We start from the raw sequence: 15,511 nt of genomic DNA, 5'->3' as shown, positions 1-15,511 counted from the left end.
GAACTGTGCGCACGTCCGGGAGCCGGCTTTTCACCAGTGAGTCCGTGACCGAAGGTCATCCGGACAAAATCTGTGATGCCATCAGCGATTCCATTCTCGATGCGTTGCTCGCGGAAGATCCGCGCAGCCGGGTCGCGGTGGAAACCCTCGTGACGACCGGCCAGGTCCATGTCGCGGGTGAGGTCACCACGTCGGCGTACGCCGATATTCCGCGCATTGTCCGGGAAAAGGTCCTGGAAATCGGATATGACTCTTCGGCAAAGGGATTCGACGGGAATTCCTGCGGTGTGAATATCGCGATCGGCGCGCAATCGCCGGATATCGCGCAGGGTGTGGACACCTCGCACGAGGCGCGCGTCGGGGGCTCCGACGACGAGATCGAGCGGCAGGGCGCAGGCGACCAAGGCCTGATGTTCGGGTACGCCACCAAGGACACCCCGGAGCTGATGCCGCTGCCGATCGCGCTGGCGCACCGGCTGTCGCGCCGCTTGACCGAGGTGCGCAAGTCCGGCGTGCTGCCCTACCTGCGTCCGGACGGCAAGACCCAGGTCACCATCGAGTACGACGGCGACCGCCCGGTTCGCCTCGACACGGTGGTCATCTCCACCCAGCACGCCGCCGACATCGATCTGGACAACCTGCTCGCGCCCGACATCCGCGAGAAGGTTCTCGACGCGGTGCTCGCCGACCTCGACGTGCCGTCGCTGGACACCTCGAACATCCGTCTGCTGGTCAACCCCACCGGCAAGTTCGTGCTCGGTGGCCCGATGGGCGACGCGGGCCTGACCGGCCGCAAGATCATCGTCGACACCTACGGCGGCATGGCACGCCACGGCGGCGGCGCCTTCTCCGGCAAGGACCCGTCGAAGGTGGACCGTTCGGCCGCCTACGCCATGCGCTGGGTCGCGAAGAACGTGGTCGCGGCGGATCTGGCCGAGCGCGTCGAGGTCCAGGTGGCCTACGCGATCGGCAAGGCGGCCCCCGTCGGCTTGTTCGTCGAGACCTTCGGCACCGAGAAGGTCGACCCGGCCCGCATCGCCACCGCGATCACCGAGGTCTTCGATCTGCGCCCCGGCGCGATCATCCGCGACCTGGACCTGCTGCGCCCGATTTACGCGCCGACCGCCGCGTACGGCCACTTCGGCCGCACCGACGTCGATCTGCCGTGGGAGCACACCGACCGCGCGGACAAGCTGCGCGCGGCCATCGGACTCTGACCCCGATCGGGTCGGAGTGAACGAACCCGCGGCGGATACCTCCGCTACCGAAGCGGACCGTACAGCCGCGGGTCCCGCACCTGTCGCGCTGCCGATCGCCCGGGTCCTCCCGCTGCTGTCGCCCGCGCATCTCGACCGCGACTTCGACTACCTGGTGTCCCCCGAGCTGGACGAAATCGCCCAGCCCGGGGTCCGGGTGCGTGTCCGTTTCGCGGGCCGCCTCGTCGACGGTTACCTGCTCGCGCGACTGGCGCACAGTGACCACGGCGGCAAGCTGGTCAAGCTCGAACGCGTCGTCTCCGGCGAACGCGTGCTGACCCCGGAGATCCTCCAGTTGGCCGGTGCGGTGGCCGCCCGCTACGCGGGCACTCGCGCGGATGTCCTGCGCTTGGCCATCCCGCCGCGTCACGCGCGCACCGAAACCGGTGGCGGCAAGAAGTCCGCTGCGGCGCAACCTGTTTCCACCGAAGCCCCGGTTTCCGCTGCCGATCCTGCCCTGGTCCACGGCGTTGACGAGCATGCCGTTGAAACCGAAATCGACGGTGGCTCAACCTCTGCGCAGTCGCCTGCCGTGAATTCCAGCCCTGCCGAGCCGATTTCGCAGTCGATGTCCATGAGACCTTCTGTCGGGCAGTCCGACTCGGTAGTACACGGTGCGAAAGCGGTGCGCGCGGATATCGGACCGGCCAGGGCAGCCGGACCCGGTGGTTCGAGCCCGGCGAACGGGGAGAGCGCCGTGCGGTCGCCCGTTGAAGGGGCAGATGGTGGTGAGCCTGATACGGACCCTCACTCCGCCGCCGCGACCACGCACCCGGCCGCCCCCGCCGACTCGCCCGTTCCACAGGACCTTCCGGCCGTAGCGGTAGATCTCGCTTCCTGGGAGCGTTACGTCCACGGCGCGGCGTTCGTCGGTGCGCTAGCGGAGGGAAAAGGCGCGCGGGCGGCTTGGCAGGCGCTGCCCGGGGAGGACTGGCCTCGCCGTCTGGCCGAGCTGGCCGCAGTGGTGGCCCGGCACGGTCGCAGCGCGATCCTCATGGTGCCCGACCAGCGGGATCTCGACCGGGTGCTGGCGGAATGTGTTGCGCTGGTGGGAGACTCCGCGGTCGGTCTGGCGGCGGGCCTCGGTCCAGCGGCCCGGTATCGGCGTTGGCTCGCGGTGCTGCGAGGTTCGGCGCGGGTGGTGGTCGGCACGCGCAGCGCCGTGTTCGCACCGGCGGCGCGCCTCGGGCTGATCGCGCTGTGGGACGACGGCGACGACACCTACGCCGAACAGCGCGCACCGTATCCGCACGCGCGTGAGGTGGCGATGTTGCGGGCGCACGAGACCGGTGCGGCGTTCGTCGCGGCGGGTTTCGCGCGCACCGCGGAGATCCAAGCCGTGGTCGAATCCGGCTGGGCGCACGATCTGGTCGCCGACCGTGCCGTCCTGCGCAAGGTCACTCCCCGCATCAGCGCCCCCGGCGACAGCGACATCGCACTGGAGCGCGATCCGGTGGCGCGGGCCGTCCGGGTTCCCGGTGTCGCCTTCGCGGCCGCACGGGCGGCTCTGAAAGAGGGGGCGCCGGTACTGGTCCAGGTGCCGCGTCGCGGATACATTCCCGCGCTCGCCTGCGGGAAATGCCGCACGCCTGCCCGATGCAGGCACTGCAACGGACCGCTGGCGCTGCCGGAGGCCGGCGGACCGCGGGGATCGGCGGCCGAATCCGGCGCGGCAGCACACAGCCCCGCTTGCCGCTGGTGCGGGATCACCGAGGCCGCGTTCCGCTGCGGCACCTGCGGGTCGCGCGCGCTGCGCGCCGTGGTGATCGGCGCGACGCGTACGGCGGAGGAACTCGGCCGTGCTTTTCCCGGTGTGCCGATTCGTGGTTCCGGCGGCGGCGCGGTACTCGACACCGTGGAACCGGGCGCGCAGGTGGTCGTCGCGACGGTCGGCGCCGAACCCGTGGTCCACGGTGGATACGGTGTGGCCCTCTTGCTCGACGGCTGGGCCTTGCTCGGCCGTGCCGACCTGCGAGCTGCCGAGGACGCACTGCGCCGCTGGATGGCCGCCGCGGCGCTGGTCCGCGCGCACGGCCAGGTCATCGTGATGGCCGAGCCTTCGATTCCCACCGTGCAGGCGCTGGTCCGGTGGGATCCGGTGGGCGCCGCGCGCGCCGAGGTCGCCGCCCGCGCGGAGGTCGGCTTCCCGCCGGCGGTTCGTCTGGCCGCCATCGATGGCACCGCCGACACCATCGCCGAACTGCTCTCGGCAGCGGACCTCCCCGACACCGTCGATCGCCTCGGACCGGTACCGCTGCCGGACGGCGCCCGCAAACCGTTCTCCTCCGGCGATTCCCCCGCCGCCGTCGAACGCTTGCTGCTGCGGGTCGAGCGCCGCTACGGAGGAGCGCTCGCGCGTGCGCTGCGCGCCGCCCAGGCGGTGCGCAGCACACACCGCACCGATGCCCCTCTCCGCGTCCAGATCGACCCGGTCGACATCGGCTGACGAGCCCCGGTGCGGCGAGTGCGTGGTTCGAGTCCGAGAAGACCGGCGAAGTGGTCCCTATCCGAGCCGGAGACGATGACGTCACCGACCGTCCGACTTGTGGCGCGGTGTTCTTCGGGCGTCAGGCGAAGACCGCTCGATTGCGCATGGCCCACTCGGCGTACTTCGTAGCGGGGCGTCCGAGCACGCGCGGTACATCGGGGCTGATCCGCTGTTCTGCGGGTGTCGGCTCGCCGAGGATCGTCAGCGTGTGCTCGACCACCGGCTCCGGCATGAAACCGAGCATCGCCGAATGCGCCTGCGCCCGAGTCAGTTCCACGAATCGGAGCCGCTCGTCCAGTGCCTCGCCGAGCGCCTGGGCCTGGGTTCGTGGAGTGGACAGTTCGGGTCCGGTGAGGGTGTAGACCTGCCCCGCGTGCCGGTCGTCGCGCAACGCTGCCGCTGCGACCGCGGCGATGTCGGCCGGATCGATCGAGGGGAGACCGACGTCACCGAACGGCGCGGCGACCAGACGTTGCGTGCGCACCGATTCCACCCATGCGTAGGTATTCGAGAAGAACCCGGCCGGTCGCAGGAAGGTCCAGTCCAACCCCGACTCCCTGATCGACTGCTCGTAGGCGATGAGCCGGGCGTAGCCGGCCGCCTCGGGCCGGGTCGCCACGCCCTGTGAGGACACGAAGACCACGCGCCGCACGCCGCCCGCCGCGGCGGTTTTCAGCACCCGCTCTGGTTCCGGACCCGCCACCAACTGCTCGCCGGTGATCAAGAGAAACAGGGTATCGGCTCCGGTGAAGGCGGAGGAGAGGCTCTCCGGCTCGCCGAGATCGGCTTGAACCGATCGGACTCCCGCGGGCGGTGGGTGGCCGGCATGCCGTGCGACGGCCGTGACCTCTTCCCCGGCGTCGGCCAGCAAGCGCACGAGGGGCGCGCCGATATTTCCGGTGGCTCCGGTGACCACGATCATGACAACTCCTAAGTTAGTTGGCTGACTTAATGAACGTAGCCGGTCGTACCCGCATTGTCTACAGTTAGTTGTATGACTGACTCAGGGACGGCAACCCGGATGGGCAAGCGGGAGCGGCTGGTCGAAGCTGCCGTGCGGGTGTTTTATCAGCAGGGCGTGGAGAAGACGACCATCGCCGACATCGCCCGCGCCGCCGAGGTGCCCGTCGGCAACGTCTACTACTACTTCAAGACGAAAGACCAGCTCATCGAGGCGGCCATCGGCTCGCACGCCCGCATTCTGGAAGCCGTGATCGCCGCGAGCGACCGGCATGAGAAGCCTTCGGAGCGGCTGAAGGCGCTGATCGCGGGTTGGGTCGCCGAGCGTGACCAGACCGTGCGTTACGGCTGCCCATTCGGCACCTTGTCCTCGGAATTGGACAAGCGGGGTGACGGGTTGGATACCGCGGCCGCGGATGTGATGCGCGTGCTGGTGGACTGGGCCGAACGACAGTTCGCGGAGATGGGGCGCGCCGACTCCCGTGAGCTCGCGGTCGCATATGTCGCGGCTTATCAAGGTATTTCCCTGCTCACCAACACTTTTCGGGACCCCGAGCTCATGGTCGACGAAGGGGCGCGGCTGGCGCGCTGGATCGACTCGCTGGTGATCTGAACCTTTTCTCGCGCCCGCGTCGGAGAACTCCCTTGCACTCGATGCATTGCCGATATATCGTCGATAGCGTGAAACGAACACGAGAGCCCTGGGAGGCTGACATGGAACACCGAGAACATCGAGAATTCGGCCGACGTGGCCGCGGGCCTTTGCCCGGCTATGAGGGCTTCGAACACGGCTCGCGCTTCCGCAGGGGCGGACGTCACGGCTTCGGTCCCGAGTTCGGTCCGGGGTTCGGCCCCGGCTTCGGCCCGGGTTTCGGCCCGCACTTCGGTCGCGGGCGGGGTCGCGGCGGCCGGGGCAGGCGCGGTGACGTACGCGCCGCCGTGTTGCTGCTCCTGGCCGAGCAGCCCATGCACGGATACGAACTCATCCAGCAGATCCGCGAGCGCAGCAACGACATCTGGCGGCCGAGTCCTGGCTCGATCTATCCTGCGCTGGCGCAACTGGAGGACGAGGGTCTGGTCCTCATCGAGAAGGTCGCCGGGCGCAAGACCGCTAAGCTCACCGAGACCGGTACCGAGTACGTCGCGGCGAACCGGGACGAGCTGGGCGATCCCTGGGCGGACGTGCGGGAGGACGTCGGAGCGCAGGCGATGGACCTGCGCGGGCTCGCCGCGCAGCTGATGGGCGCGGTGGCGCAGGTCGCCGCGGCGGGTACTCCGCAGCAGGCGGCGCGTGCGGCGGAGTTGCTCACCGAGACCCGCAAGTCTCTTTACCGCATCCTCGCCGAGGACGAGACCCCCGAGAAGTAGGGGAGGCGAAACACCCCGATACGGCGAGCATTTCGAGCCGATCGGAGAGATCATTGTGAGATGCGACAGCCGACTGCAGCGGGAGCTTGGAGTATTTCACACTTGCGTGGCGCCGTGCTGGCCTTGGTGGTCGCCGGCGCCGCCGCGCTGGGCCCGGGCGTGGCGGCGGCCGAGCCGCCCGGTTTGCGTCCGGCCGATGTGCCGACCCACCCCGCGCCGCCGCAGTCCGACCACCTGGCCGCCGCGTGGTATCAGAAGAGCCACCCGAACGCGGTACCGGCCGGTACCAACAACTTCGGCTGCGTCCCCAGTGCCGAGCATCCCCGTCCGGTGGTGCTCGCGCATGGTACCGACTCCTCGGCCTATTCCGACTGGGCGGGGATCGCGCCGCGGCTCACCGCGGCCGGATTCTGCGTCTTCGCCCTGAATTACGGCGGTAAACCCGGTGCGGAGAGCTACGGCACCGAGGATCTGGTGCTCAGTGCCTACCAGATCGGCGCGTTCGTCGATCAGGTGCTCGCGGCGACCGGCGCGGGCAAGGTCGACCTGGTCGGGTTCTCGCAAGGCGCCAACGTGACCCGCTACTACGTCAACAAGCTGGGTGGTGCGCCCAAGGTCGAGCAGTGGGTCGGCCTCGCCTCGCCCAGCTACGGCGGTGTGATGTACGGGCTGGTGCCGGTCGCCCAAGCGATCCCCGGCGCGTTGCAGGCGTTCGCACAGGTGACTTCGCTCGCCGCGGTGCAGCAGGCGGAGGGGTCGCCGACCATGCTGGCTCTCAACGCGGGCGGCGACACGGTGCCCGGCGTGGGGTACGTGACCATCGGCAGCCGCGTCGACGAGATGATCCAGCCGTTCGAGAACATCGCGCTGCGGGGGCCGGGTGCGCGGAACATCGCCCTGCAGGACTTGTGCCCGGTCAACCACACCGGGCACTTCCACATGGTGTACGACCCGTTCGTACAGGAGTTGCTGCTGACCGTGCTGGATCCGGGCAGTCCCGCGCCGGTGTGCCGGGCGGTCCCGATCGGCACTGGTATTCCCGAGGTGATCATCGCGGGCAACTCCTGAGCCGGAGGTCGCCCGAAGACCGCTCCGCGGAGGCGGTGAACAGCCCCGAGCGGAGCTACTACGACCGCAAGGCACGAGGCATACCTAGGGTCGCTTGCGTAAACGATAGTTCAATCACTGATTGAACCGTCGATGGAAACGTGTTTCACTGGTCGCATGCCGAAACAGGTCTCCGAATCGGTGAACACTCGCGAGCGTCTACTGACAGCCGCCGAACGGCTGCTGCTCGAGGGCCGCTACGACGAGGTGTCGGTGCGGGGGATCTGCGCGGAGGCCGGAGCGAATCCGGCGGCGGTGCACTACCACTTCGGATCGAAGGACGCGCTTGTCGCGGCGTTGCTGGAGGCGCGCCTGGGGCCCGTGTGGGAGGACCGGTTGTCAGCTGTCACCAGCGGACCGGGGTCGATCACCGACGTTGTCGACGCGGTGATCGAGCCCTTCGTCGAGTTGTCCGCCGATCCGGTGGGGCGCATGCACCTGAGGTTGCTGGCGCAATTCGTGCTCGGCAGGCAGGTGACCGAGTGGCGTCAGCCGTGGTTCCGCATGGATTCGTGGGTGAGCCTGTTGCCGGGGTTGAGCGAACGGGAGAGCAGGCGTCGGTGGATGTTGGCGTTCGACCTCCTCATCATGCGATTCGGCAGTGCGGAGCACCGAGAGATATCGCAGGAGGCGGTCGCCACCCTCCGGGAATTCGTGGTCGCCGGATTGACCGCGCCGACAGGAGAGAAACGATGAACGACGTATTCGCCCCGGCCCAGCTCGGGCCGATCACCCTGCGCAATCGGGTCATCAAGGCCGCGACATTCGAAGGTCGTACCCCGGACGCCGTCGTGACGGACGAATTGATCGAGTTCCACCGGGAGGTCGCAGCCGGTGGAGTCGGGATGACCACCGTCGCGTACTGCGCCGTCGCGCCCGGCGGCCGCACGGACCGGCACCAGATCTGGATGCGTCCGGATGCGGTACCCGGGCTGCGGAGGCTGACCGAAGCGGTGCACGGGGAGGGTGCGGCGGTGAGCGCGCAGATCGGTCACGCCGGTCCGGTGGCCAACGCCGCCTCCAACCGGGCTCCGGCGCTGGCGCCGAGCCGGATGCTCAGCCCGCTCTCGATGCGCATGATGCGAAGCCCCGACGAGAACGGGATCCGCGAGCTGGTGACCGCCCATGCCGACGCGGCGAAGCTGGCCGAACAGGCCGGTTTCGACGCGGTCGAGATCCATTTCGGGCACAACTATCTCGTGAGTGCGTTCCTGAGCCCGAAGCTCAACCGCCGTGCGGACCGGTACGGCGGGAGTTCGGCCAACCGTGCGCGGTTGGCGCGCGAGATCGCCGCCGCGATACGGCGAGCCGTCGGCGGCAGGCTGGCGGTGACCGCGAAGCTGAATATGGAGGACGGCGTGCGGGGCGGGCTCACGGTGCCCGAATCGGTGCAGGTCGCCGCCTGGCTGGAGGCCGACGGCACCTTGGACGCGTTGGAACTGACGGCGGGTAGCTCACTGCTCAACCCGATGCTGCTGTTCCATGGCGACGCGCCGCGGCAGTCGTTCGCCGAAGTTCTTCCAGTGCCTGCGCGATGGGGATTCCGAGCCGTGGGCAAGGCTTTCCTGAAGGAGTACCCGTATCGGGAGGCCTACCTGCTCGAGCGGGCACGGCACTTCCGGCGGGAACTGTCGATGCCGCTGATTCTGCTCGGCGGCGTCACGAACCTGGACACCATGCGGCTCGCGAGGGCGGAAGGCTTCGAATTCGTCGCCATGGGGCGTGCTCTGCTTCGGGAACCGAATCTGTTGCATCGCATCCGGTCGGATGCCTCCACCCGGTCGGCCTGCGTCCACTGCAACGAATGCATGCCCACGATCTACACGCGTACACGCTGTGTATTCCGTCCCGACTTGCCGGGGGATCCCGTCGACCTGACACTGTCGGGCGACGGTGGTGTGGAGACGTAAGCTCGCCGCACCCGCCCGGCTCGTCCTGTCGCCGGTCCAGTAGACGGCGATCAATGGCGGAAGCTCGGAGAATCCCGCCATCGCGGGTGAGGACGGCGTCGATCTCCGCTGAAGCACCCCGCCTGTGAGCGGGCCGGATACGCGCGCGAGGGCGATCTTTATCGCTGGAGACGGTTCGAGGCCGGTCTCCCGGGTATGCGCGTTGTGTCAGCTTGTTCCGATATTCCAGGAGGTTGTTGTGGCTGAACATGGAAGCGGTGCTCGTGAAGGCGTCGAAGGCGTCGTCGAAGATGTCAAGGGCAAGGTGAAGGAAGCAGCCGGTACCGTCGCCGGCCACGAGGACTTGAAGGACGAGGGCCGCGCGCAGCAGGACAAGGCGGAATCGCAGCGCGAGGCGGCCGGGAAGGAAGCCGCCGCCGAGAAGGCGAGGGCCGAGGCGGACGTCGACGAGGCGCGCCAGTCCGCGCATCAGCACGGACGCTGATTCCCCTGGGTTCATCTCCCCGTGGGTATCCGCCGCCGTCAGCCGCGCTGACGGCGGCGGATCTGCGCGGGGGTCGATGAGGCACCGGCTGATCCGACGCCGCTATGCGAATGGCTCGACACCGGCCACGAAATCGAGGTTCGTGGCTTGTTCGGCTACCTCCGGCCCCGAAGTGATGACCACTCGATTGGCGCCGCCGTCCTGAACGACTTCGGCGCGGGTTTCCCTCAGCCAGTCGAAGAACTTCTCTCGGTTCGCCGTCAGCGTGACCTCGTCGCCGGGACGCCCTGGATCCAGAAGAATGATGTATCGGCGGTCTTGCGCCGGCATCCGGCTCTCCTTTCGATCATCCTCGACGCAGTCCGATCACTGTGTCCGCCGCACGACTCGGGGAGTCGCTCTCGCCCTCGCATAGCCTCGACCGCGCGGGCGGACATGAAGTCCGGATGTTACGCGGAGACTCGTCACCATGACGGCACACGCGGCCGAAGTCGGCGCGTCCTCTTCGTCATGTCGGTCGGCGGCATTCGTCAACGGAACGTTCGCCGAACTGGTCCGCGCTGAAGCCGCCCCCGGCTGCGGTCGTTCCTGTCCGGTGTATGGCGCGCCCGGCGGCGAACGCGAAGCCGGATCACGCCCGGTCGGTTCCCGCCCGGCGCGCGGCACTGACCGCTCGCTTGGCGATCGCCCATCGGTGCACCTCGGAGGGGCCGTCGTAGATACGGAAGGGCCGAACTTCGCGGGAGAGGCGCGCCAGGGGCAGGTCGTCGGAGACGCCCAGCCCGCCGCACAGCTGAATGCTGCGATCGACGATGCGGAAGATCGCCTCGGCGGCGAAAGTCTTCGCGATGGAGGTGGCGTTGCCGGCGTGCTCCCCGTTGTCGAGTTCCCAGCAGGCGCGCACCAGTAGCGCGCGGGTGGCGGCGATGTCGATCTCGTTGTCGGCGATCATCTTCTGCGCCATGCCGAGATCGCCGATGCGCGCACCGAAGCCTTCCCGCTGAGCGACTCGCTCGACGGCGATGTCGTGGCCGCGCCGCGCCGCGCCGAGCCATCGCATCACGTGCGTCATGCGGGCGGGACCCAGCCGCACCTGGGCGTATTGGAAGCCGCGGTCGACGGCGCCGAGTACCGCTTCGTCGGGGACGAACATGTCTTCGAAGAAGACCTCGCAGTGGCCGCCGATCATGGCCCGGTCCAGCGTGGTGATGTGCCTCCCCACGCGCAGGCCGGGAGTATCGGCGGGGGCCAGGAACATGGTCGCGCCGCCACGTTGCCCCGGTTCGCCGGAGGTGCGTGCCATCACGATGAAGAAGCCGGCGCCGTCGGCGCCGGTGATGAAGTGCTTATGGCCGCTGATGCGCCAGCCACCGGCCGCGCGCACGGCGCGAGTGGCCAGCGCCGCCGGGTCGGAGCCGGCGCCCGGCGCGGGTTCTGTCATCGCGAAGGCCGAGCGCACTTCACCGCGGGCCAGCGGTTCCAGATAGCGCGACTTCTGCTCCGGGTCGGCGATGTGAGCGAGCATGTGGACGTTGCCCTCGTCGGGCGCCGCGATGTTGAGCGCTGCCGGGCCGAACAGGGAGTAGCCCGCCTCCTCGAAGACCGGCGCGCGATCCGACATCGACAGCCCGTGACCGCCGTACTCGATGGGCGCGTGCGGTGCGAAGACTCCGGCATCGCGCGCCCGCTCGTTCAGCGTGGCGCGCAATGCGTCCCCACCCGCGGCGGTGATGTCGCCGTGGTGTTCGTCCTCGATCGGCAGCACCGTCTTGCGCACGAATGCACGGGTGCGGTCGGTCAGCGCCCGAACCTCGTCGGAATAGGTCAGATCGATCGGCATCGCATTCCTCCTCGACATCCGGAGCCAGGGCGGAGAACCGATCGATCGGTCCGCCTGAACACTGTCCCACTGGTCAGCTGCGGTGTCAAAATACCAGGCAGAGCCTATATCCCCGATTGGGAAGCGATTCTCCACAGCGTTCAGTTATTCTGAACAACATGCCGAACGAGGCCGAGTACGCGACACCGCACGAGGCGATTCGCCGCGCGCGCCGCGCCGCGGGTCTGTCGCTGCGCGAAGTGGCGCGGCGTCTCGAGGTGAGCCCGGCGACGCTCAGCGCGGTGGAAACGGGAAAGACCGGAATCTCCCTCGCTCGGCTCACCCGCCTGTCCGACGTGCTCGGTGTGCCGGTCACCCACTTGCTCGGCGCCACGTCTTCCGCAGCCCGTCCGGTCACCGACCGGCCCGGGCCTGGGCCGGGTGCGCCGGGCGGTTGGCGTGTGTTCGCCCCGTTGGATGTCGACCCGGTGCTGGCGGCCGCCCTCGCCTCGTTCGTCGAAATCGGCTATCACGGCACGACCGTGCGCGCCGTCGCCCGGCGGGCGGGAACCAGCGTCCCCGGCCTCTACCACCACTATCGCGACAAGCACGACCTGCTGGTCCGAATCCTCGATCTGACCATGGACGAACTGCACTGGCGAGTTCGCGCCGCCCGCGCCGAGGGCCGCGACAGCGTCCACCGGGTGCGCCTGATCGTCGAAGCCTTGGCCCTGTTCCATACCCACCGCCGCGACCTCGGTTTCATCGGCGCCAGCGAGATGCGCAGCCTCTCGCCGGGCGAACGCGCGCGCATCGCCCGCTCGCGCAGGGACATCCAAGCCATCCTGGACGACGCGATCGCCGAGGCCCACGCCGAGCGCCGGATCCGCACAACCGATACCCGGGCCGCGGGGCGCGCCATAGCCACCATGTGCACCGCCATCCCGCAGTGGTTCCGCGAGTCCGGCCCGGCTACGCCGGAGGAGGTGGCCGCACGATACGGCGATTTCGCTCTGGGCATGCTCGGAGCCGATCCGGCGAGTTAGCCGCGGCAGCTCCTCCACCTTGGGTGGGGATCGGCTCCACCTCGGGGGGCGGACCTCAGCACTCGGGGGCCTGATGCCAGCGGCGAATCCGGCGCAGAGTTGGACAAGTCACCATCAGCGAACCGGAGCCGCCCATGTCGATCCTCAGCACAATCCCCACCTCGGCGGAACGACGTGCCACGGTTTCGACCGAAGACGGCGTGGCGCTCGCGGTCCGCGAATACGGACCGCGAGACGCCGATCTCACCGTCGTCCTGCTGCACGGACATTGCCTGCGCACCGAGTCCTGGACCTACGTCCGCGACGCGCTGCTGCGCCGCTACGCCGGCGCGCGGGTAGTCTGCTACGACCACCGCGGCCACGGAGAGTCCGCCGCGGCGTCCCGGCGGACCTACAACCTCGAGCAACTCGGCCGCGACCTGCGCGACGTTCTCGACGCGGTGGCGCCCACCGGACCGGTCGTCCTCGTCGGACACTCGATGGGCGGCATGACCGCGCTGACCTACGCCAGCCGCAATCCGCACGAGATCGGCACCCGTATCGTCGGCGTCGCACTCTTGGCGACCGCCGCGAGCGGCCTTGCCGACGCCGGTTTCGGCCGCCTCCTGCGCAACCCGGTGGTCTCGCTGTTCCAGGCGGCCGTGCGTCGTGCCCCAGGCGTGATGCACCACGCGAAGCTCATGGCCTGCAAGCTTTTCGCGCCGGTCATCCGCACCGCCGAATTCGGTGATCGCAAGGTGAGTCCTCGGGTGCTCGCCCTGGCCAACGCGATGCGCAACGAGACGCCGATCGTGACGATGGCGAGCTTCTTGAGCGACTTCATGGTCTATGACCGGACCGACGCCCTTCCGGTTCTGTCGCAGATCCCCACCTTGGTGCTGTGCGGCTCCGCCGATCTCATGACACCGCCGTCGCATTCCGTCGCCATGGCCGCCGCCGTCGAATACTCGGATTTCGTGATGGTCGATGGCGCGGGCCATTCCGTGATTCTGGAGCAGCCCGGCCAGGTGGCGGCAGCCATCGCACGGCTGATGGCGCGGGCCGACACGGTGAGCGACGATCTGCTCACCTTCGCCGCGTAGCTCGTCATGCTCCGTCGCGGTGCTTTCACGCTTCACACGCAGCGTTGGCGGAGTTTGCCGTTGACCAGCTTGCCGGTGGGGGTCCGCGGCAGGTCGTCTGCGAAGTCGAAGCTCCGGGGCACTTTGTAGCGCTCGACGCGGTCGCGCAGATACGCGCAGCTGCCCGGCGAGTTCCGAGCCGGGCTCGGCATCCGGCGTCGGCATCCGAAATCGCCGGCACGCCACTCGACTCCGGGTTCACGCTGCTGCGACTGGAATCGACGGTCATCGACTCGGGCGACGTGTTCCAGCCGCCCACGGTCACCGAGGCCGGATCCGGTCTGCCTGCCGTGCGCGGCCGCTATGACGCCAGGGTCTCTCGGCCTGATGGCGTTCGGGGCCCTGTCGTTCTTCGAAGCGAAACACCGGCGAACCTATGGAGGGGTCCCGGTATAGAGCCTTCGCAGTTTCGGGACAGCGCCGAGTTCAGAGCGTCTCGATCGGGGTAGACGCCAGTACATGAACGCAGCGATTCGCCATCACACAGTCGACATCGACGGAATCGAGATCTTCTACCGGGAGGCCGGTCCCGAGGACGCACCGGTGGTGCTGTTGCCGCACGGATATCCCTCCTCGTCGTTCCAATATCGCCATTTGATGGCCGCACTCGCCGACCGCTGGCGTCTGGTCGCTCCCGATTTTCCCGGCTTCGGGTACAGCGCCACACCGGACCGCTCTCGTTTCGCCTATACCTTCGAGGCTTACGCCGAGTTGCTCGATCGGTTCGTCACCACGCTGGGCTTGTCCCGCTACGCGCTGTACCTGTTCGACTACGGCTCGGCGGTGGGCTTCCAGTTGGCTATTCGCAACCCGGACCGGGTCACCGGCTTGGTGATCCAGAACGGCGACGCGTATGAGCAGACGCTGGGTCCGAAGTACCGGACATTGCAGGAGTACTGGGCCGACCCGACGCAGACCCGCCGGGCCGCGCTGGCCGAAGCGGTCACCGAAGGCGGTCTGCGTGAGGAAGTGCTCGGCGAGGTCCCCGCACACGTCGCGGATCGGATCAGCCCCGATCTCTGGCGGTTGTCGTGGGCGTTGATGGAACCGCGGCGGCGGGAGATCATGGTCGATCTCTTCGCGGAGGTCGGCCGGAGTGTGGCGATGTTCCCGAAGTACCAGGCGTACCTGCGCGAGCATCGCCCGCCGACCATGATCGTCTGGGGTCCATGGGACGGCTATATGCCGGAACCCGCCGCCCGCGCCTACCTGGAGGATCTACCGGACGCCGAACTGCATGTCCTCCAAGACGCGGGGCACTGGGCCCTGGAGACGCACCTGTCGGAGGTCGTCGGGCTGCTGCGGGACTTCCTGGAGCGGGTAGCGGTCGGGTGAACCGTTCCGGGGTCTGTCGCTGCCCGGCCTCGTGTCTACTCGTGCGGTTCGACGTCGAGGACGTATTCGAGGTCTTTTATTTCATCGGCCCGTTCCGGGGAACAGGAGATCACCACTCGATCGGCTCCGCAGAGTTGAACGACCTCGGTGTCGGCTGTGATCTCCAGCCACTCGAAGAACTGCGTGCGGATTCCCGTCGTGGTGGCGCTCTCGCTCAGGATCCAGGGATCCAGACGGACGAGATAGGTGCGGCGGCGTGCCGGCATGAAACTCTCCTTCGATCGTCCTGGGCTGGAGCAGTGCCTTCGGGGCCGTCGGTCGAGAAGTTCCTCGGCCCTTGTCGTCGAGTGGTCGTAGCGCGGGTCGGGGATCGCTGCTATGGGGGAGTTACCCCACCCGGTCGAGAGCACGCGCGTGCGAGGTTCGCCTGTGGTCGACCAGCGCTCCGGATCGTCCGTCCGCCGACGCACGGTTCGGTCGCCGGCCACTTGTTCGTATAGATAGCTCGCCGAAAGCAAAATCGGGCGGTGGTATGCACGAATGCAGGCATCGAAAGCTCGGATTACCGGTTTCCGGATGCTTGTGATTGAGCGATCCCTTGGTTATCGCGACATCAA

At 68.3% G+C, this 15,511-nt stretch carries 16 protein-coding genes; 11 read left to right on the top strand and 5 right to left on the bottom strand.

The window, feature by feature from the left end:
- Nucleotides 1-5: 5 nt before the first annotated feature.
- On the top strand, nt 6-1,217 hold the full coding sequence (gene metK / locus GVY39_RS00290; protein ID WP_159919246.1) for a methionine adenosyltransferase: 1,212 nt from the start codon (nt 6-8) through the stop codon (nt 1,215-1,217).
- A 16-nt stretch (nt 1,218-1,233) separates the two neighbouring features.
- Nucleotides 1,234-3,702 carry a primosomal protein N' gene (locus GVY39_RS00285; protein WP_370523742.1) on the top strand — a complete coding sequence of 823 codons (2,469 nt, stop codon included), beginning with the start codon at nt 1,234-1,236 and terminating at the stop codon, nt 3,700-3,702.
- A gap of 121 nt (nt 3,703-3,823) precedes the next feature.
- Here GVY39_RS00285 and GVY39_RS00280 read toward each other — a convergent pair whose 3' ends face one another.
- Nucleotides 3,824-4,666 (bottom strand): SDR family oxidoreductase, encoded by an 843-nt coding sequence (locus tag GVY39_RS00280; protein ID WP_159919244.1) that lies wholly within the window; start codon nt 4,664-4,666, stop codon nt 3,824-3,826.
- 72 nt (nt 4,667-4,738) lie between these two features.
- On the opposite strand from GVY39_RS00280, the gene GVY39_RS00275 reads away from it, so the two are divergent.
- The 6 genes from GVY39_RS00275 to GVY39_RS00250 all read left to right on the top strand — a co-directional run bounded on the left by GVY39_RS00275 (nt 4,739) and on the right by GVY39_RS00250 (nt 9,573).
- A complete protein-coding gene (locus GVY39_RS00275) occupies nt 4,739-5,317 on the top strand; it encodes a TetR/AcrR family transcriptional regulator (protein WP_159919242.1) in 579 nt (192 codons plus the stop codon).
- Between the two features lie 101 nt (nt 5,318-5,418).
- Nucleotides 5,419-6,072 (top strand): PadR family transcriptional regulator, encoded by a 654-nt coding sequence (locus tag GVY39_RS00270; RefSeq protein WP_159919240.1) that lies wholly within the window; start codon nt 5,419-5,421, stop codon nt 6,070-6,072.
- Between the two features lie 60 nt (nt 6,073-6,132).
- Complete coding sequence (locus GVY39_RS00265; protein ID WP_159919238.1) at nt 6,133-7,140, top strand: triacylglycerol lipase; 1,008 nt, start codon at nt 6,133-6,135, stop codon at nt 7,138-7,140.
- A gap of 156 nt (nt 7,141-7,296) precedes the next feature.
- Entirely contained in the window at nt 7,297-7,875 is a 579-nt protein-coding gene (locus GVY39_RS00260) for a TetR/AcrR family transcriptional regulator (RefSeq protein ID WP_159919236.1), read from the top strand.
- Complete coding sequence (locus tag GVY39_RS00255) at nt 7,872-9,089, top strand: NADH:flavin oxidoreductase (RefSeq protein ID WP_159919234.1); 1,218 nt, start codon at nt 7,872-7,874, stop codon at nt 9,087-9,089. The genes GVY39_RS00260 and GVY39_RS00255 overlap by 4 nt, the downstream gene beginning before the upstream one ends.
- Before the next feature lie 238 nt (nt 9,090-9,327).
- Nucleotides 9,328-9,573 carry a CsbD family protein gene (locus tag GVY39_RS00250; RefSeq protein ID WP_159919232.1) on the top strand — a complete coding sequence of 82 codons (246 nt, stop codon included), beginning with the start codon at nt 9,328-9,330 and terminating at the stop codon, nt 9,571-9,573.
- A gap of 102 nt (nt 9,574-9,675) precedes the next feature.
- Here GVY39_RS00250 and GVY39_RS00245 read toward each other — a convergent pair whose 3' ends face one another.
- Both GVY39_RS00245 and GVY39_RS00240 read right to left on the bottom strand, forming a co-directional pair.
- Nucleotides 9,676-9,903 (bottom strand): hypothetical protein, encoded by a 228-nt coding sequence (locus GVY39_RS00245; protein ID WP_159919230.1) that lies wholly within the window; start codon nt 9,901-9,903, stop codon nt 9,676-9,678.
- Between the two features lie 301 nt (nt 9,904-10,204).
- Nucleotides 10,205-11,413 (bottom strand): acyl-CoA dehydrogenase family protein, encoded by a 1,209-nt coding sequence (locus GVY39_RS00240; RefSeq protein ID WP_159919228.1) that lies wholly within the window; start codon nt 11,411-11,413, stop codon nt 10,205-10,207.
- Between the two features lie 158 nt (nt 11,414-11,571).
- Between GVY39_RS00240 and GVY39_RS00235 the strand changes: the two genes are divergently transcribed.
- Nucleotides 11,572-12,438, top strand: a complete 867-nt coding sequence (locus GVY39_RS00235; protein WP_159919226.1) for a TetR family transcriptional regulator — start codon at nt 11,572-11,574, stop codon at nt 12,436-12,438.
- A gap of 134 nt (nt 12,439-12,572) precedes the next feature.
- Nucleotides 12,573-13,520 (top strand): alpha/beta fold hydrolase, encoded by a 948-nt coding sequence (locus tag GVY39_RS00230; protein ID WP_159919224.1) that lies wholly within the window; start codon nt 12,573-12,575, stop codon nt 13,518-13,520.
- A gap of 32 nt (nt 13,521-13,552) precedes the next feature.
- On the opposite strand, the gene GVY39_RS00225 is transcribed toward GVY39_RS00230, so the two are convergent.
- Nucleotides 13,553-13,711, bottom strand: a complete 159-nt coding sequence (locus tag GVY39_RS00225; RefSeq protein ID WP_201295146.1) for a hypothetical protein — start codon at nt 13,709-13,711, stop codon at nt 13,553-13,555.
- Nucleotides 13,712-14,018: 307 nt separating this feature from the next.
- Here GVY39_RS00225 and GVY39_RS00220 point away from each other — a divergent pair, with 307 nt between their 5' ends.
- Nucleotides 14,019-14,894, top strand: coding sequence for an alpha/beta fold hydrolase (locus GVY39_RS00220; RefSeq protein ID WP_159919222.1), 876 nt, complete (start codon nt 14,019-14,021; stop codon nt 14,892-14,894).
- A gap of 35 nt (nt 14,895-14,929) precedes the next feature.
- Here the strand turns inward: GVY39_RS00220 and GVY39_RS00215 are convergent, their stop codons facing one another.
- Entirely contained in the window at nt 14,930-15,160 is a 231-nt protein-coding gene (locus GVY39_RS00215) for a hypothetical protein (RefSeq protein ID WP_159919220.1), read from the bottom strand.
- Nucleotides 15,161-15,511 lie beyond the last annotated feature (351 nt).

Source organism: Nocardia sp. CY15 (assembly GCF_009829295.1).
In the GTDB taxonomy this organism is placed as follows: Bacteria; Actinomycetota; Actinomycetes; order Mycobacteriales; family Mycobacteriaceae; genus Nocardia; species Nocardia sputi.
Note: the sequence above shows the minus strand (reverse complement) of the source record. Positions and strands in the feature narration are given on the sequence as shown.

Coding starts and splice junctions, on each gene's coding strand:
- GVY39_RS00230 (WP_159919224.1), top strand. CDS start 12,573: ATGTCGATCCTCAGCACAATCCCCACCTCGGCGGAACGACGTGCCACG.
- GVY39_RS00220 (WP_159919222.1), top strand. CDS start 14,019: ATGAACGCAGCGATTCGCCATCACACAGTCGACATCGACGGAATCGAG.
- GVY39_RS00275 (WP_159919242.1), top strand. CDS start 4,739: ATGACTGACTCAGGGACGGCAACCCGGATGGGCAAGCGGGAGCGGCTG.
- GVY39_RS00260 (WP_159919236.1), top strand. CDS start 7,297: ATGCCGAAACAGGTCTCCGAATCGGTGAACACTCGCGAGCGTCTACTG.
- GVY39_RS00225 (WP_201295146.1), bottom strand. CDS start 13,711: ATGCCGAGCCCGGCTCGGAACTCGCCGGGCAGCTGCGCGTATCTGCGC.
- GVY39_RS00280 (WP_159919244.1), bottom strand. CDS start 4,666: ATGATCGTGGTCACCGGAGCCACCGGAAATATCGGCGCGCCCCTCGTG.
- GVY39_RS00240 (WP_159919228.1), bottom strand. CDS start 11,413: ATGCCGATCGATCTGACCTATTCCGACGAGGTTCGGGCGCTGACCGAC.
- GVY39_RS00265 (WP_159919238.1), top strand. CDS start 6,133: ATGCGACAGCCGACTGCAGCGGGAGCTTGGAGTATTTCACACTTGCGT.
- GVY39_RS00235 (WP_159919226.1), top strand. CDS start 11,572: ATGCCGAACGAGGCCGAGTACGCGACACCGCACGAGGCGATTCGCCGC.
- GVY39_RS00245 (WP_159919230.1), bottom strand. CDS start 9,903: ATGCCGGCGCAAGACCGCCGATACATCATTCTTCTGGATCCAGGGCGT.
- GVY39_RS00255 (WP_159919234.1), top strand. CDS start 7,872: ATGAACGACGTATTCGCCCCGGCCCAGCTCGGGCCGATCACCCTGCGC.
- GVY39_RS00215 (WP_159919220.1), bottom strand. CDS start 15,160: ATGCCGGCACGCCGCCGCACCTATCTCGTCCGTCTGGATCCCTGGATC.
- GVY39_RS00270 (WP_159919240.1), top strand. CDS start 5,419: ATGGAACACCGAGAACATCGAGAATTCGGCCGACGTGGCCGCGGGCCT.